Source organism: Citrobacter sp. CK180 (assembly GCF_030333655.1).
In the GTDB taxonomy this organism is placed as follows: Bacteria; Pseudomonadota; Gammaproteobacteria; order Enterobacterales; family Enterobacteriaceae; genus Citrobacter_B; species Citrobacter_B koseri.
The window spans coordinates 300,457-315,147 of sequence record NZ_JAOWFM010000054.1; the positions used below are offsets into that span (position 1 = coordinate 300,457).

The 14,691-nt window shown below is 52.2% G+C and carries 12 protein-coding genes; 8 read left to right on the forward strand and 4 right to left on the reverse strand.

Annotated features, from left to right (window positions below):
- Window positions 1-120 precede the first annotated feature (120 nt).
- The 3 genes from ybfE to fur all read left to right on the forward strand — a co-directional run bounded on the left by ybfE (window position 121) and on the right by fur (window position 1,831).
- On the forward strand, window positions 121-414 hold the full coding sequence (gene ybfE / locus OGV50_RS18175; RefSeq protein ID WP_012133315.1) for a LexA regulated protein: 294 nt from the start codon (window positions 121-123) through the stop codon (window positions 412-414).
- A gap of 150 nt (window positions 415-564) precedes the next feature.
- A complete protein-coding gene (gene fldA, locus OGV50_RS18180) occupies window positions 565-1,095 on the forward strand; it encodes a flavodoxin FldA (protein ID WP_047458152.1) in 531 nt (176 codons plus the stop codon).
- A gap of 289 nt (window positions 1,096-1,384) precedes the next feature.
- The gene (fur, locus tag OGV50_RS18185) at window positions 1,385-1,831 is read left to right on the forward strand and encodes a ferric iron uptake transcriptional regulator (RefSeq protein WP_007373881.1); all 447 of its coding nucleotides are present in this window, start codon (window positions 1,385-1,387) and stop codon (window positions 1,829-1,831) included.
- A 123-nt stretch (window positions 1,832-1,954) separates the two neighbouring features.
- On the opposite strand, the gene chiQ is transcribed toward fur, so the two are convergent.
- The 4 genes from chiQ to nagE form a co-directional block, all read right to left on the reverse strand.
- Window positions 1,955-2,287: a ChiQ/YbfN family lipoprotein gene (gene chiQ, locus OGV50_RS18190; protein WP_047458156.1), complete on the reverse strand. Its 333-nt coding sequence runs from the start codon at window positions 2,285-2,287 to the stop codon at window positions 1,955-1,957.
- A 49-nt stretch (window positions 2,288-2,336) separates the two neighbouring features.
- Complete coding sequence (chiP, locus tag OGV50_RS18195; RefSeq protein WP_012133319.1) at window positions 2,337-3,743, reverse strand: chitoporin ChiP; 1,407 nt, start codon at window positions 3,741-3,743, stop codon at window positions 2,337-2,339.
- 442 nt (window positions 3,744-4,185) lie between these two features.
- Complete coding sequence (glnS, locus tag OGV50_RS18200) at window positions 4,186-5,853, reverse strand: glutamine--tRNA ligase (protein ID WP_012133322.1); 1,668 nt, start codon at window positions 5,851-5,853, stop codon at window positions 4,186-4,188.
- Window positions 5,854-6,256: 403 nt separating this feature from the next.
- Window positions 6,257-8,206: a PTS N-acetyl glucosamine transporter subunit IIABC gene (gene nagE / locus OGV50_RS18205; RefSeq protein ID WP_134769628.1), complete on the reverse strand. Its 1,950-nt coding sequence runs from the start codon at window positions 8,204-8,206 to the stop codon at window positions 6,257-6,259.
- A gap of 343 nt (window positions 8,207-8,549) precedes the next feature.
- On the opposite strand from nagE, the gene nagB reads away from it, so the two are divergent.
- The 5 genes from nagB to asnB all read left to right on the forward strand — a co-directional run bounded on the left by nagB (window position 8,550) and on the right by asnB (window position 14,529).
- On the forward strand, window positions 8,550-9,350 hold the full coding sequence (gene nagB, locus OGV50_RS18210) for a glucosamine-6-phosphate deaminase (protein WP_012133326.1): 801 nt from the start codon (window positions 8,550-8,552) through the stop codon (window positions 9,348-9,350).
- Between the two features lie 58 nt (window positions 9,351-9,408).
- A complete protein-coding gene (nagA, locus tag OGV50_RS18215; protein ID WP_200023808.1) occupies window positions 9,409-10,557 on the forward strand; it encodes an N-acetylglucosamine-6-phosphate deacetylase in 1,149 nt (382 codons plus the stop codon).
- 8 nt (window positions 10,558-10,565) lie between these two features.
- Complete coding sequence (gene nagC, locus OGV50_RS18220; RefSeq protein ID WP_058668765.1) at window positions 10,566-11,786, forward strand: DNA-binding transcriptional regulator NagC; 1,221 nt, start codon at window positions 10,566-10,568, stop codon at window positions 11,784-11,786.
- 46 nt (window positions 11,787-11,832) lie between these two features.
- A complete protein-coding gene (nagD, locus tag OGV50_RS18225) occupies window positions 11,833-12,585 on the forward strand; it encodes a ribonucleotide monophosphatase NagD (RefSeq protein ID WP_012133329.1) in 753 nt (250 codons plus the stop codon).
- A 279-nt stretch (window positions 12,586-12,864) separates the two neighbouring features.
- The gene (asnB, locus tag OGV50_RS18230; protein ID WP_047458165.1) at window positions 12,865-14,529 is read left to right on the forward strand and encodes an asparagine synthase B; all 1,665 of its coding nucleotides are present in this window, start codon (window positions 12,865-12,867) and stop codon (window positions 14,527-14,529) included.
- Window positions 14,530-14,691: the final 162 nt, after the last annotated feature.

A 14,691-nucleotide genomic window follows, 5' to 3' on the forward strand; every position in this document is an offset into this window, starting at 1 on the left:
TCAGCGTCCGCGCGCGATTACGTCCGCGGGCGTTGGCGTGTCTGCCTTGCTGATGTATGATGGCGCGCTATCCATCCGGGCAGACGCCTGGCTGATTGTTTCCCCGAAGTCACCAAAATCATGGCCAAAGAACAAACGGACCGTACGACATTAGATCTGTTCGCACACGAGCGTCGCCCGGGACGACCCAAAACCAATCCGCTTTCGCGTGATGAACAGCTGCGCATTAATAAGCGTAACCAGCTAAAACGCGACAAAGTACGTGGCCTTAAGCGTGTCGAACTGAAACTCAACGCTGAGGCTGTCGATGCGCTGAACGAGCTGGCCGAATCCCGCAATATGAGCCGTAGCGAACTCATCGAAGAGATGCTGATGACTCAACTGGCAGCGCTGCGCGGCCAGGGCGTAGTCTGAAAAACTGCTCAATATCATAAATCATGTAGCACAGAGTGCAGTCCCGCGTGATTGCTGTTTCCGCATGCCTGACTGTTCTGCTATGATTGCCCTTATCTGCGGGCAATACGCCACCACCATTTCAATAAGTTTCAAGAGGTTATTTTACTCATGGCAATCACTGGCATCTTTTTCGGCAGCGACACCGGTAATACCGAAAATATCGCAAAAATGATTCAAAAACAGCTTGGTAAAGACGTTGCCGATGTGCATGACATTGCGAAAAGCAGCAAAGAGGACCTGGAAGGGTACGACATCCTGCTGCTGGGCATCCCGACCTGGTACTACGGTGAAGCGCAATGTGACTGGGATGACTTCTTCCCGACTCTCGAAGAGATTGATTTTAACGGTAAACTGGTGGCGCTGTTCGGCTGCGGCGACCAGGAAGATTACGCAGAATATTTCTGCGACGCGTTAGGCACCATCCGCGACATCATTGAGCCGCGCGGCGCGACCATCGTCGGCCACTGGCCAACGGCGGGCTACCATTTTGAAGCGTCCAAAGGTCTGGCTGACGACGATCACTTTGTTGGTCTGGCTATCGACGAAGACCGTCAGCCTGAACTGACCGCAGAGCGCGTTGAAAAATGGGTTAAACAGATTTCCGGCGAACTGCACCTCGACGAAATCATTAACGCCTGATTTTGTGCGGCGCAGAAAAGCATCTGCGTCGCATCAATAGATAAAACCAATTAAAATAATTGCTACAAATTTGTAACTTTCTTGCCTGACCCTGTACAATGTCCGGGTGTTATTCTGGTATTGCACAGTGTGTTTGTTGGCGATACCTCGTTTTTATTAACAATATTTGCCGGAGGCTTGCAGTTTTCATTTAGGCGTGGCAGTTCTATAATGAAACGCATTATCTCAAGTGCAATTTCTGTCACTTCTTTGTTTGAAGTGAATCGTTTAGCAACAGGACAGATTCCGCATGACTGACAACAATACCGCATTAAAGAAGGCTGGCCTGAAAGTAACGCTTCCTCGTTTAAAAATTCTGGAAGTTCTTCAGGAACCGGATAACCATCACGTCAGTGCGGAAGATTTATATAAACGTCTGATCGACATGGGTGAAGAGATTGGGCTGGCGACCGTGTACCGCGTGCTGAACCAGTTTGATGACGCCGGTATCGTAACCCGCCACAATTTTGAAGGCGGTAAATCCGTTTTTGAGCTGACCCAACAGCATCATCACGATCACCTTATTTGCCTCGATTGTGGCAAAGTGATCGAATTCAGTGATGACTCTATCGAAGCGCGCCAGCGTGAGATTGCGGCTAAGCATGGCATTCGTTTGACGAACCACAGCCTCTATCTCTACGGGCACTGCGCTGAAGGCGATTGCCGGGAAGACGAGCACGCGCACGACGCGAAGTAATGTGAAACCTGCTAAAAAGCCAACCGACCGGTTGGCTTTTTTTATGCTTCCGAGCCGGTAGCGGCCTTAAAAAACGCAAACGGGCGGAGAGTTCTCTCCGCCCGCCATTAACCCGCCCTGCTTTTATTTGGCGCTATTTTTACTGCGAATTTCCTGCCAGATTTTGTCGCAATCGGCGGTCACCGCCTGATCGTTCCCCGTACGCGTAGCCTGAATGCACTGCTGGTAATCCAGCACGCGCACGCTCTCTTCTGTAGCAAACTGCTTGTGCTGGTCATCTTTCTTCAGCACGTTCAGTACGCTCTGACAGGCCTCGATTTTCTCTGGCGAACCTTGCGCCGTATTGATGCAGGCGCTGTACGCCTCTTTTAACTGACTGTCTTCTTTGGGCGCGGTTGGCTGCGCGCAGGCCACCAGTCCCGATGCCATCATGGCGATGAGTAACAGTTTTTTCATATCAGTGTCCTCAACGTTGCGGCAGACAAATCGCCTGCCGCAACGGGCATCAGAAAATAGTGAACGGAGCGATAACCATGAACTTCACGTCACGTTCATCCTGGAAGATGTTGCCGTAACCGCCGCCCCAGCTTGGGATGTTGGAGTGGTTGTCATATTCCGTGAAGTGCAGTTTAAACATAGTGCCTTTGGCACGGCCTTCCTGTAGGGTGTAGACCGCATCAAGGCTGTAAGAAGACTCTTCAATGGTACGGTTTTTGTCATAGTACGCATCCGGGGTAATCTGCCAGGTTGATGGCTTCGCGTCCCAGGCGTAAACGTATGACGCCCCCACTGCCCAGCCCGGCAGGTTCCAGTTTTTCAGATCGTACATCGCACCGAAGAAGACGGCTTTTTCGCCGTTGGCGTTAAAGTCTGAGCGGTTATCCCACCAGATATCCAGACGACCGTTTGAGGATGCGTAAGTTGGCGTCATACGTTGCAGGAAGTAACCTTGTTGACCGTCCGCCTTAACCCAGGTCCCTTCCAGGCGCAAATCGACGACTTCGGCCACTTTGTAACCGAAAGTCAGCGCCTGCAACCAGGCGGTGCCGTCATAAATATCGTTTACGCTGCGATCATCAACTTTGTCGCGCGCACCATAGAACTGATAGCTGGTGGTGAACGGGTTGCCGCCCAAATCAAATTTGTAGCTGGCTTTGGCAAAATACTGGTCGACATACCCTTCTGACTGACCAAATGCCGCTTCCAGCACGAGGTCATTTTTGAAATCGTATTTAGCGCCGATAGAGTGGAGGTAATCCACTTTGGTCTTTTTATCGGCCTGATAGAATTTATCAACATCGGTGTGCCACGGCGCTTTATATTGGTTGGCCCACATATAGGAGAAACTCAGCGCGCCCGCATCACCGTAGTCAAAATTCGCTCCGGCTTCCGCGCCCTGATAAGTACCCGGCATAAAGCTCCAGTGCGGCGCTAACAGCGTCTGACCGGTCGGCTGGATATACCCCGCACGCGCCCAGGTTGGCCCGTACTTAAATTTTGCCGCGGCTTTATAAAGGCTGATCCCGCTCTTATCGCCAGAATAATCTTCATCGTAACCTTTATTCTTTTTCGAGAAGGCGATTTCGTTGGGGTGTCCGCTGTCGCCGTTTTCCGCCATTTCTATCGCGGTAAATGCCGCGATATCCAGACCGAACATATCAGCCGCATAACCAGACTGGAAATCCAGATTGGCGTTCCAGGTCGCGTGTGAAAGGTTGGTTTTATATTTGTCATCGTCGGTGACATCTTTACGGTCACGCTCACGCTGCCAGTAATAGATGCCGCCTGTTAACGTGGAATCGTCAATAAAGCCTTCAGCCTGAGCCTGTGGAACGACGACCAAACCTGACATTGCTGTGATACCGGCGATAGCCAGCGCCAGCGTACTACGTTTGCCACTAAACGTACGCATGTGTTAATCCTCTTTGACGTATAAAATGCTGCCGAACAAAAGCGGACAGCGAAAAATAAAAATGTAAAAGTAGCGTTGAGAAAAACCTCGCAGACTACAGTGAATAGACTATTTTTCGCGACGCGAATTATCAATCTCTTTCTGTAACGAGAATGTAAGAGTATGAGCAACCGCACATATTTCATTGCTTTATGTTACATTTTCATCAGGTGCTAAAAAAGATGAACAAAAGTTAAAATTGTCTTGTTTTCCATGCACATGAAATCGGTTTCACATGAAATGATATTCATTCCATAAATTCACTATGCCAAAACTATTTTGTTGCGAAATTATTTTCCTGGCGGCATTAATTCGCTCTGCAAACAGAGAGCGGGATGACAAAATGGAAAGGATAAAAAACGCCGCAAAATGCGGCGTTGGAAGGTGATGTGATGCGGTGGCTTTACTCGCCCGCTTTAGCCCACGTATCGCGCAGACCTACGGTACGGTTAAATACGCGTTTATCCGCCGTTGTGTAGCGGCTGTCCAGGCAGAAGTAGCCTTCACGCTCAAACTGATACGCTTTACCCGCTACGGCGTTCTGCAACGACGGTTCCGCGTAACCCTGCTTAATCACCAGCGATTCAGGGTTGATCACGGACAGGAAGTCCTCTGCGGCCCCCGGGTTCGGCACGCTGAACAGACGATCGTACAGACGAATTTCAACCGGCAGCGCGTGTGCCGCGCTTACCCAGTGAATGACGCCCTTCACTTTACGACCATCGGCCGGATCTTTGCTCAGGGTGTCCGCATCATAGGTACAGAAGATGGTGGTGATATTGCCTTCCGCATCCTTCTCCACGCGCTCAGCTTTCACCACATAGGCGTTACGCAGACGCACTTCTTTCCCCATCACCAGACGCTTGTACTGCTTGTTCGCTTCTTCGCGGAAGTCAGCACGATCGATCCAGATTTCACCGCTAAACGGTACTTCACGGCTGCCCATTTCCGGTTTGTTCGGATGGTTCGGCATGGTGACCATTTCGCTTTCGCCCTGCGGGTAGTTTTCGATAACCAGTTTCACCGGATCGATAACCGCCATCGCGCGCGGTGCGTTTTCATTCAGATCTTCACGAATGCAGGACTCCAGCGACGCCATCTCAATGGTGTTGTCCTGCTTGGTAACGCCGATGCGTTTGCAGAATTCACGGATGGAGGCCGCGGTATAGCCACGACGACGCAGGCCAGAAATGGTCGGCATACGCGGATCGTCCCAGCCTTCAACGTGTTTGTCCGTCACCAGCAGGTTCAGCTTACGCTTGGACATCACGGTATATTCCAGATTCAGGCGCGAGAATTCGTACTGACGCGGGTGAACCGGGATGGTGATGTTGTCCAGCACCCAGTCGTACAGACGACGGTTGTCCTGGAATTCCAGCGTACACAGAGAGTGCGTAATGCCTTCCAGCGCATCGCTGATGCAGTGGGTAAAGTCGTACATCGGGTAGATGCACCACTTGTTGCCGGTCTGGTGGTGTTCGGCAAATTTAATGCGGTACAGCACCGGATCGCGCATCACGATAAACGGCGACGCCATATCAATTTTGGCGCGCAGGCACGCTTTACCTTCTTCAAAACCACCGGTACGCATTTTTTCAAACAGCGCCAGGTTCTCTTCCACGCTGCGATCGCGGAACGGGCTGTTTTTCCCCGGCTCTTTCAGCGTACCGCGATATTCGCGGATCTGATCCGGCGTCAGCTCATCGACGTACGCCAGACCTTTGGTGATCAGCTCAACCGCATACGCATGCAGTTGATCGAAGTAATCTGAGGAGTAGCAAACGTTGCCAGCCCAGTGAAAACCTAACCACTCGACGTCGTTTTTGATCGAATCAACGTACTCGATATCTTCTTTTACCGGGTTGGTATCATCGAAACGCAGGTTGCACAGGCCCTGATAATCTTGCGCGATGCCAAAGTTCAGACAGATGGATTTCGCGTGGCCGATGTGCAGATAGCCATTCGGCTCCGGCGGAAAACGGGTGTGGATTGTGGTGTGCTTACCACTGGCCAGATCTTCATCGATGATCTGACGAATAAAGTTAGTCGGGCGGGCTTCAGCCTCACTCATCGTGGATTCCTCAAAGCGTAAACAACGTATAACGGCATATGATCTTATAAGCCGGACAGACTGACAACCTTTAGTTACTTAAAAAGTGGCTTTGAAGAAAATATGGGGGCTGATTGCTGTAAAAAAAGCGACGGCGCTTTGCCGGATGACGGCTACGCCTTATTCGGCCTACAAACTGTGTCGAACCGTAGGCCTGATAAGCGCAGCGCCATCAGGCGCATTTGCCGGATAGCAGCTATACCTTATCCAGCCTACAAACTGTGTCGAACCGTAGGCCTGATAAGCGCAGCGCCATCAGGCGCATTTGCCGGATAGCAGCTATACCTTATCCAGCCTACAGGCTGCAAAAAAAGCGGCGGAGGTTTCCCCCCGCCGCTCAGGCACAAACTCTACTCAGGAGCGATTATTTGCCTTTAATCTCATACAGTGGCGTTTGACCCGCAACCACCTGACCTTCAGCTTTAATCACCAGACCGCTGAAGTCGTCGATGTTGCTGCAAACCACCGGGCTAATCATCGAGCGCGCATTGGCGTTCAGGAACTCCAGATCCATTTCCAGGATCGGCTGACCGGCAACCACTTCGGCACCCTCTTCCACCAGGCGTTTGAAGCCCTGACCGTTCAGCGCAACGGTATCGATCCCCATGTGGACAACGATTTCCGCGCCTTTTTCGGTTTCCAGGCAGAACGCATGATTGGTGTTGAAGATTTTCACAATGGTGCCTGCCGCCGGGGAAACAACGGTTTTATCCGTTGGTTTCACCGCCACGCCGTCGCCAACCGCTTTGCTGGCGAACGCTTCGTCAGGAACCTGTTCCAGCGCAACCACGTCACCCGTGATCGGAGACACCAGCGTCGCGATGGTCACCGCATTAGGAACCGCCTGCGGTTTTGCCGCCGGTGCCGCAGTCACTGGCGCACTGTCAGCAGACGCTGCCGCAACCGGGCCACGCGCCACCACTTTCTTCATTTCGTCGCCGATAGATTCCGCTTTCGCGCCGACGATAACCTGGATGGTCTGTTTGTTCAGTTTCACCACGCCGGACGCACCAAGACGTTTACACATCGCATCGCTCACGCGAGCCGCGTCGGCAACGGTCAGGCGCAGACGGGTGATGCAGGCATCGATCGCTTTCAGGTTATCCGTACCGCCAACCGCAGCAATGTAGTTGGTCGCCAGTTGGGTCATACCTTCTTCAGTGTTGCTGTTCGCTTCGTCAGTCACGATATCGTCGTCTTTATCTTCACGACCTGGCGTTTTCAGGTTGAACACGCGAATTACCGCGCTGAACAGCAGGAAGTAGATGACGAAGAAGACCGCGCCCATCACCAGCAGCATCCAGACGTTTTTGCTGGCCGCAGGCAGGCTATACATCAACACGTAGTCAATTGCGCCTGCGGAGAAGGAGAAGCCCGCATGAATACCCAGCAGCGTCGCGATGAACAGGCTGATACCGGTCAATACTGCGTGCAGGAGGTACAGCAACGGCGCCAGGAACATGAACAGGAATTCCAGCGGCTCAGTAACACCGGTCAGGAACGCGGTGATCGCAACGGACAGCAGCATACCGCCAACCATTGGACGACGCGCTTTCGGCGCAGCGAAGTACATCGCCAGCGCCGCACCCGGCAGACCGAACATCATGATCGGGAAGAAGCCGGACATGAACATCCCCGCCGTGCCGTCACCCGCGTAGAAGCGGTTGATGTCGCCGTGGAATACCGTACCTGCCGTGTTAGTGAACTCGCCAATCTGGAACCAGGCGATGGTGTTCAGCACCTGATGCAGACCTGTCGGGATCAACAGACGGTTGATAAAACCGAAGATACCGGAACCCAGCGCGCCCGCGCCGACGATCCATTCACCGCCCGCATGAATAGCGTGCTGAACCGGAGGCCAGACGTAACCGAAAATCGCCGCCAGCACCAGACAGAAGAAGCCCGTGGCGATCGGCACAAAACGTTTGCCGCCAAAGAAGCTCAGGAAATCAGGAAGTTTGATACCGGACCAACGGTTATAAACGGCGCCGCCCACCAGACCGGTAATGATACCCGCCAGGACACCCATGTTGATTTCCGGGTTAATCGTCACCATCGCTTTGGTCAGGACGAAGTACCCGACCGCACCCGCCAGCGCTGCTGCACCCGCGCTGTCCTTAGACCAGCTGGATGCCACACCGATGGCGAAGATCAGTGCGAGGTTATCGAAGATCGCCCCGCCCGCCTGCGCGATAAAGGCGACATTCAGTAAATCTGGTTGACCGAATCGCAGCAACAGTGCCGCCACTGGCAGCACTGCGATAGGGAGCTGTAACGCCCTACCCAGTCGCTGGAAAAAACCTAAAATATTCATCTTATTCCCCCTACGAGACCCCGATTAGGCTTCTGGAAGCCATTTTTTTATTGTGCGACAAATCGTTAAAGCGTGATGTTTGGCAACAACGGTATGAATTATTCATCTACGCTCAGAGTGTGTGAAAAATTAATTCGTATCGCAAATTAAACGCGTGTTTTTTGTGATTTGAATCACCAAATATCGTTATTCACCCTCCCTTATACTGGCTAACTGCGAAAACTTATTTTATCATTCAAAAAATCAACACGGATTAGCGCCTGTCCATACGAATCCAGGTTACGCTTACTAACGTACAGATGCTCAATCCGCCAATTTATTACTTTTACTTTTGAGGTGAAGAATGAGACTGATCCCCCTGACGTCCGCAGAACAGGTCGGCAAATGGGCTGCTCGCCATATCGTTAACCGTATTAACGCCTTCAAACCTACCGCCGATCGCCCGTTTGTCCTGGGTCTGCCGACCGGCGGCACGCCGCTGACGGCGTATAAAGCATTAGTCGAAATGCACAAAGCGGGCCAGGTCAGCTTTAAGCATGTGGTGACATTCAACATGGACGAATATGTTGGCCTTCCGAAAGAACACCCGGAAAGCTACCACAGCTTCATGCACCGCAATTTCTTCGATCACGTTGATATTCCGGCAGAAAATATTAACCTGCTCAACGGTAACGCGCCGGATATCGATGCGGAATGCCGTAATTATGAAGAAAAAATCCGTTCTTACGGTAAAATTCACCTGTTTATGGGCGGCGTAGGTAACGACGGCCATATCGCGTTTAACGAACCGGCTTCTTCCCTGGCTTCCCGTACGCGTATCAAAACGCTGACCCATGACACCCGCGTGGCAAACTCCCGCTTCTTTGACGGCGACGTCAATCAGGTGCCGAAATATGCGCTGACCGTAGGCGTGGGTACGCTGCTGGACGCAGAAGAAGTGATGATTCTGGTGCTGGGCCATCAGAAAGCGCAGGCGCTACAGGCGGCTGTCGAAGGCAACGTCAACCACATGTGGACCATTAGCTGTCTGCAACTGCATCCGAAAGCGGTCGTGGTGTGCGACGAACCTTCCACTATGGAACTGAAAGTTAAGACACTGAAATATTTCAACGAGTTAGAAGCCGAAAATATTAAAGGTCTGTAATGTTATCTCCGCCCTGTACGCAGACGCAGGGCGGCATTTTTTGAAATCGGGGGTCGGAATGTATGCTTTAACCCAGGGCCGGATTTTTACCGGTCACGAAATTCTTGATGACCATGCGATTGTTGTCGCCAATGGCCTGATTGATCGCATCTGTCCAGCGGCGGAACTGCCGCCAGAGATAGAACAACGCGCGTTGAATGGGGCCATTCTCTCCCCCGGTTTTATTGATGTGCAATTAAACGGCTGCGGCGGCGTCCAGTTCAACGATACCGCTGACGCGGTGACTGTCGAAACGCTGGAAATCATGCAGAAAGCCAATGAGAAATCAGGCTGCACCAGCTATCTGCCGACGCTGATTACCACCAGCGACGATCTGATGAAACAGGGCATTCGCGTCATGCGTGAATACCTGGCGAAATACCCGAATCAGGCATTAGGTCTTCATCTTGAAGGTCCGTGGCTGAACCTGGTCAAAAAAGGCACCCATAATCCGAGTTTTGTCCGCCAACCTGACGCTGCGCTGGTGGACTTCCTGTGCGATAATGCCGATGTGATCACCAAAGTCACGCTGGCGCCGGAAATGGTGCCGGCGGAAGTGATCGCCAAACTGACGGCGGCGGGCATTGTGGTTTCAGCCGGTCACTCCAACGCGACGTTAAAAGAGGCGAAAGCCGGTTTCCGCGCAGGGATCACCTTTGCCACCCACCTGTTCAACGCGATGCCGTATATTACGGGCCGTGAACCGGGTCTGGCGGGCGCCATTCTTGACGATGCCGATATTTATTGCGGCATCATCGCGGATGGTCTGCATGTTGATTACGTCAACATTCGTAACGCTAAACGTCTGAAAGGTGACAAACTTTGCCTGGTGACCGATGCAACCGCCCCGGCGGGTGCAAACATTGAACAGTTCATTTTTGCTGGTAAAACAATATACTACCGTAATGGACTGTGTGTGGATGAGAACGGTACGCTGAGCGGATCATCATTAACCATGATCGAAGGCGTGCGTAATCTGGTTGAACATTGCGGTATTGCGCTGGATGAAGTGCTGCGTATGGCGACGCTCTACCCTGCGCGCGCGATTGGCGTCGATAAGCAGCTCGGCAGCCTCGCGCCGGGTAAAGTTGCGAACCTGACCGCCTTCACCCACGACTTTAAAATCATCAAGACCATCGTTAATGGTAACGAGGTCGTTACTGAGTAAGAGAAAGTATGACACCAGGCGGACAAGCTCAAATAGGTAATGTTGATCTCGTAAAACAGCTTAACAGCGCGGCCGTTTACCGCCTGATTGACCAGCACGGGCCAATCTCGCGTATTCAGATTGCCGAGCAAAGCCAGCTTGCTCCCGCCAGCGTAACCAAAATTACGCGTCAACTCATTGAACGCGGGCTGATCAAAGAAGTTGATCAGCAGGCCTCCACCGGGGGCCGCCGCGCCATCTCCATCGTTACCGAAACCCGTAATTTCCATGCCATTGGCGTGCGTTTGGGTCGTCATGACGCAACCATTACCCTGTTTGACCTGAGCAGTAAAGTGCTGGCTGAAGAGCACTATCCATTGCCAGAGCGCACTCAGGAGACGCTGGAACATGCCCTGCTCAATGCCATCACCACATTCATCGACAGTAACCAGCGTAAACTTCGCGAGTTAATCGCGATTTCCGTGATCCTGCCGGGTCTTGTCGATCCCGAAAGCGGCGTGATCCGCTATATGCCGCATATTCAGGTTGAAAACTGGGGATTAGTTGAAGCGCTGGAAAAACGTTTTCACGTAACCTGTTTTGTCGGTCACGATATCCGCAGTCTGGCGCTGGCCGAGCACTATTTCGGTGCAAGCCAGGATTGCGAAGATTCCATTCTGGTGCGCGTACACCGGGGGACTGGCGCCGGGATTATCTCAAATGGCCGCATTTTTATTGGTCGCAACGGCAACGTTGGGGAGATCGGTCATATTCAGGTCGAGCCGCTGGGCGAGCGCTGTCACTGCGGCAATTTTGGCTGTCTGGAAACCATCGCCGCCAACGCGGCCATTGAACAACGCGTACAGCACTTACTCAAGCAGGGCTACCAAAGTCGCGTTACGCTGGACGACTGCACGATTAAAACCATCTGCAAGGCAGCTAATAAAGGTGACAGCTTAGCGGCAGAGGTGATTGAACACGTTGGTCGTCATCTGGGCAAAACCATCGCTATCGCTATCAACCTGTTTAATCCGCAAAAAATCGTGATTGCCGGTGAAATTACCGAAGCGGATAAAGTGCTGCTGCCGGCGATTGAAAGCTGCATCAACACACAGGCGCTGAAAGCGTTTCGCAAAAATTTGCCGGTTGTCCGTTCCACGCTGGATCACCGCTCCGCCATCGGCGCATTTGCGCTGGTGAAACGCGCCATGCTCAACGGCATTTTGTTGCAACATTTGCTGGAAAATTAATGAGCTTTTATAGTGGCGCATTATGACTAAATCCTTTGGGTAGTTCATGACCATCAAGAATGTAATTTGTGATATTGACGGCGTGCTGATGCACGACAATGTTGCCGTACCCGGTGCGGCAGAATTTCTGACGGATGTAATGGAAAAAGGTCTGCCGCTGGTGCTGCTGACCAATTACCCTTCACAGACCGGCCAGGATCTGGCGAACCGCTTTGCTACCGCAGGGGTTAACGTACCGGACAGCGTTTTTTATACTTCCGCGATGGCCACCGCCGATTTTCTGCGTCGTCAGGAAGGCAAGAAAGCCTATGTGGTCGGTGAAGGCGCACTAATTCACGAATTGTATAAAGCAGGTTTTACCATTACCGACGTCAATCCCGATTTTGTAATTGTCGGTGAGACCCGTTCCTATAACTGGGACATGATGCATAAGGCGGCCTTCTTCGTCGCCAACGGCGCCCGTTTCATCGCCACCAACCCCGATACCCACGGTCGTGGTTTCTATCCGGCCTGCGGCGCGCTCTGTGCAGGTATTGAAAAAATCTCTGGTCGTAAGCCTTTTTACGTCGGTAAACCCAGCCCGTGGATTATCCGCGCCGCATTAAACAAAATGCAGGCGCACTCGGAAGAGACCGTTATCGTCGGCGACAATCTGCGCACCGATATTCTGGCGGGATTCCAGGCCGGTCTGGAAACCATTCTGGTGCTCTCTGGCGTCTCAACGCTCAACGATATCGACGACATGCCGTTCAGACCAAGCTGGATTTATCCTTCCGTCGCCGAAATCGACGTTATCTAAACGCCCCCCTGCCTGATGGCGCTGCGCTTATCAGGCCTACAATATTGTTCTGTTCGAATCGTAGGCCTGATAAAAAATATCGTTTAATAAAATCGCCATAAAATTATCGATTCATCAATAAACACGCTCATTACGTAATCTTTTTTCATCATTCAACAACTGCCATTGCATTTTTTGCTTTCATCACGCCAAATCTCTTGCGAACCCTGCGGCTTTGCGGCATTTTCATAAACAAGCAAACACAAAAAAGCACCACGCAACGGGTTAATGGAGAAGGTTATGTGTTCTATTTTTGGCGTATTCGATATCAAAACAGACGCGGTTGAGCTGCGTAAAAAAGCCCTTGAGCTGTCACGTTTGATGCGCCATCGCGGCCCAGACTGGTCCGGTATTTACGCCTGCGATAACGCGATTCTGGCACACGAGCGTCTGTCTATTGTCGACGTCAACGCCGGTGCGCAGCCGCTGTACAACGAAAAGAAAACACATGTGCTGGCCGTTAACGGTGAAATTTATAACCACCAGGCATTACGCGCGGAATATGGCGATCGCTATCAGTTCCAGACCGGGTCTGACTGTGAAGTGATCCTCGCGCTGTACCAGGAAAAAGGGGTGGAATTTCTCGACGACCTACAGGGTATGTTCGCCTTTGCGCTGTACGACAGCGAACAGGATGCCTGGCTGATTGGTCGCGACCACATCGGGATCATCCCGCTTTATATGGGTCATGACGAGCACGGCAACTTTTATGTCGCCTCTGAAATGAAGGCGCTGGTGCCAGTCTGCCGCACGATTAAAGAGTTCCCGGCAGGCAGCTACCTGTGGAGCAAAGACGGTGAGATTCGTCAGTATTACCAGCGCGACTGGTTCGAGTTCGACGCAGTAAAAGACAACGAAACGGACAAAAACGTGCTGCGCCAGGCGCTGGAAGAGTCCGTCAAAAGCCACCTGATGTCAGACGTGCCATACGGCGTATTGCTCTCGGGCGGCCTGGACTCCTCCATTATTTCCGCCATCACCAAGAAATTCGCCGCACGCCGCGTGGAAGATCAGGAACGTTCGGAAGCCTGGTGGCCTCAGTTGCACTCCTTTGCTGTCGGTCTGGAAGGCTCCCCGGACCTGAAAGCCGCGCAGGAAGTGGCAAACCATCTCGGCACCGTGCATCACGAAATTCACTTCACCGTGCAGGAAGGTCTGGATGCGATTCGCGACGTGATTTACCACATCGAAACTTACGATGTCACCACCATTCGCGCCTCGACGCCGATGTATTTAATGTCGCGTAAAATCAAAGCGATGGGAATCAAAATGGTGCTGTCCGGCGAAGGTTCCGATGAAGTGTTCGGCGGCTATCTCTACTTCCATAAAGCGCCAAACGCCAAAGAACTGCACGAAGAGACCGTGCGTAAACTACAGGCGCTGCATATGTTTGACTGCGCTCGCGCCAACAAAGCGATGTCTGCCTGGGGCGTCGAAGCCCGCGTCCCGTTCCTGGATAAGAAATTCCTCGATGTGGCGATGCGCATCAACCCGGAAGACAAAATGTGCGGCAACGGCAAAATGGAGAAACATATCCTGCGTGAATGTTTTGAATCCTACCTGCCCGCAAGCGTGGCATGGCGTCAAAAAGAGCAGTTCTCTGACGGCGTCGGCTACAGCTGGATCGACACGCTGAAAGAGGTTGCGGCGGAGCAAATTTCCGACCAGCAACTGGAAACCGCCCGCTTCCGTTTCCCGTACAACACGCCATCTTCTAAAGAAGCGTACCTGTACCGTGAAATCTTCGAAGAGCTGTTCCCGGTACCCAGCGCGGCAGAATGTGTGCCAGGCGGCCCGTCCGTCGCCTGTTCTTCTGCGAAGGCCATCGAATGGGATGAGGCGTTCAAAACGATGGACGATCCATCAGGCCGCGCCGTCGGCGTACACCAGTCCGCTTATAAATAAGTTATCGTGTTAAAAAGAGTCCTGCGGGACTCTTTTTTTACGCCGTTTTTTCACCGCAAAAAACGATTAATAACCAATAATTGCCGAATATTGCGTCACGCTGTTCGCAACCTAACCAAACAGTCACATTCCGGCCATTTTCAATGAAAAAGAGGTTGACGC

Coding starts and splice junctions, on each gene's coding strand:
- ybfE (WP_012133315.1), top strand. CDS start 121: ATGGCCAAAGAACAAACGGACCGTACGACATTAGATCTGTTCGCACAC.
- fldA (WP_047458152.1), top strand. CDS start 565: ATGGCAATCACTGGCATCTTTTTCGGCAGCGACACCGGTAATACCGAA.
- fur (WP_007373881.1), top strand. CDS start 1,385: ATGACTGACAACAATACCGCATTAAAGAAGGCTGGCCTGAAAGTAACG.
- chiQ (WP_047458156.1), bottom strand. CDS start 2,287: ATGAAAAAACTGTTACTCATCGCCATGATGGCATCGGGACTGGTGGCC.
- chiP (WP_012133319.1), bottom strand. CDS start 3,743: ATGCGTACGTTTAGTGGCAAACGTAGTACGCTGGCGCTGGCTATCGCC.
- glnS (WP_012133322.1), bottom strand. CDS start 5,853: ATGAGTGAGGCTGAAGCCCGCCCGACTAACTTTATTCGTCAGATCATC.
- nagE (WP_134769628.1), bottom strand. CDS start 8,206: ATGAATATTTTAGGTTTTTTCCAGCGACTGGGTAGGGCGTTACAGCTC.
- nagB (WP_012133326.1), top strand. CDS start 8,550: ATGAGACTGATCCCCCTGACGTCCGCAGAACAGGTCGGCAAATGGGCT.
- nagA (WP_200023808.1), top strand. CDS start 9,409: ATGTATGCTTTAACCCAGGGCCGGATTTTTACCGGTCACGAAATTCTT.
- nagC (WP_058668765.1), top strand. CDS start 10,566: ATGACACCAGGCGGACAAGCTCAAATAGGTAATGTTGATCTCGTAAAA.
- nagD (WP_012133329.1), top strand. CDS start 11,833: ATGACCATCAAGAATGTAATTTGTGATATTGACGGCGTGCTGATGCAC.
- asnB (WP_047458165.1), top strand. CDS start 12,865: ATGTGTTCTATTTTTGGCGTATTCGATATCAAAACAGACGCGGTTGAG.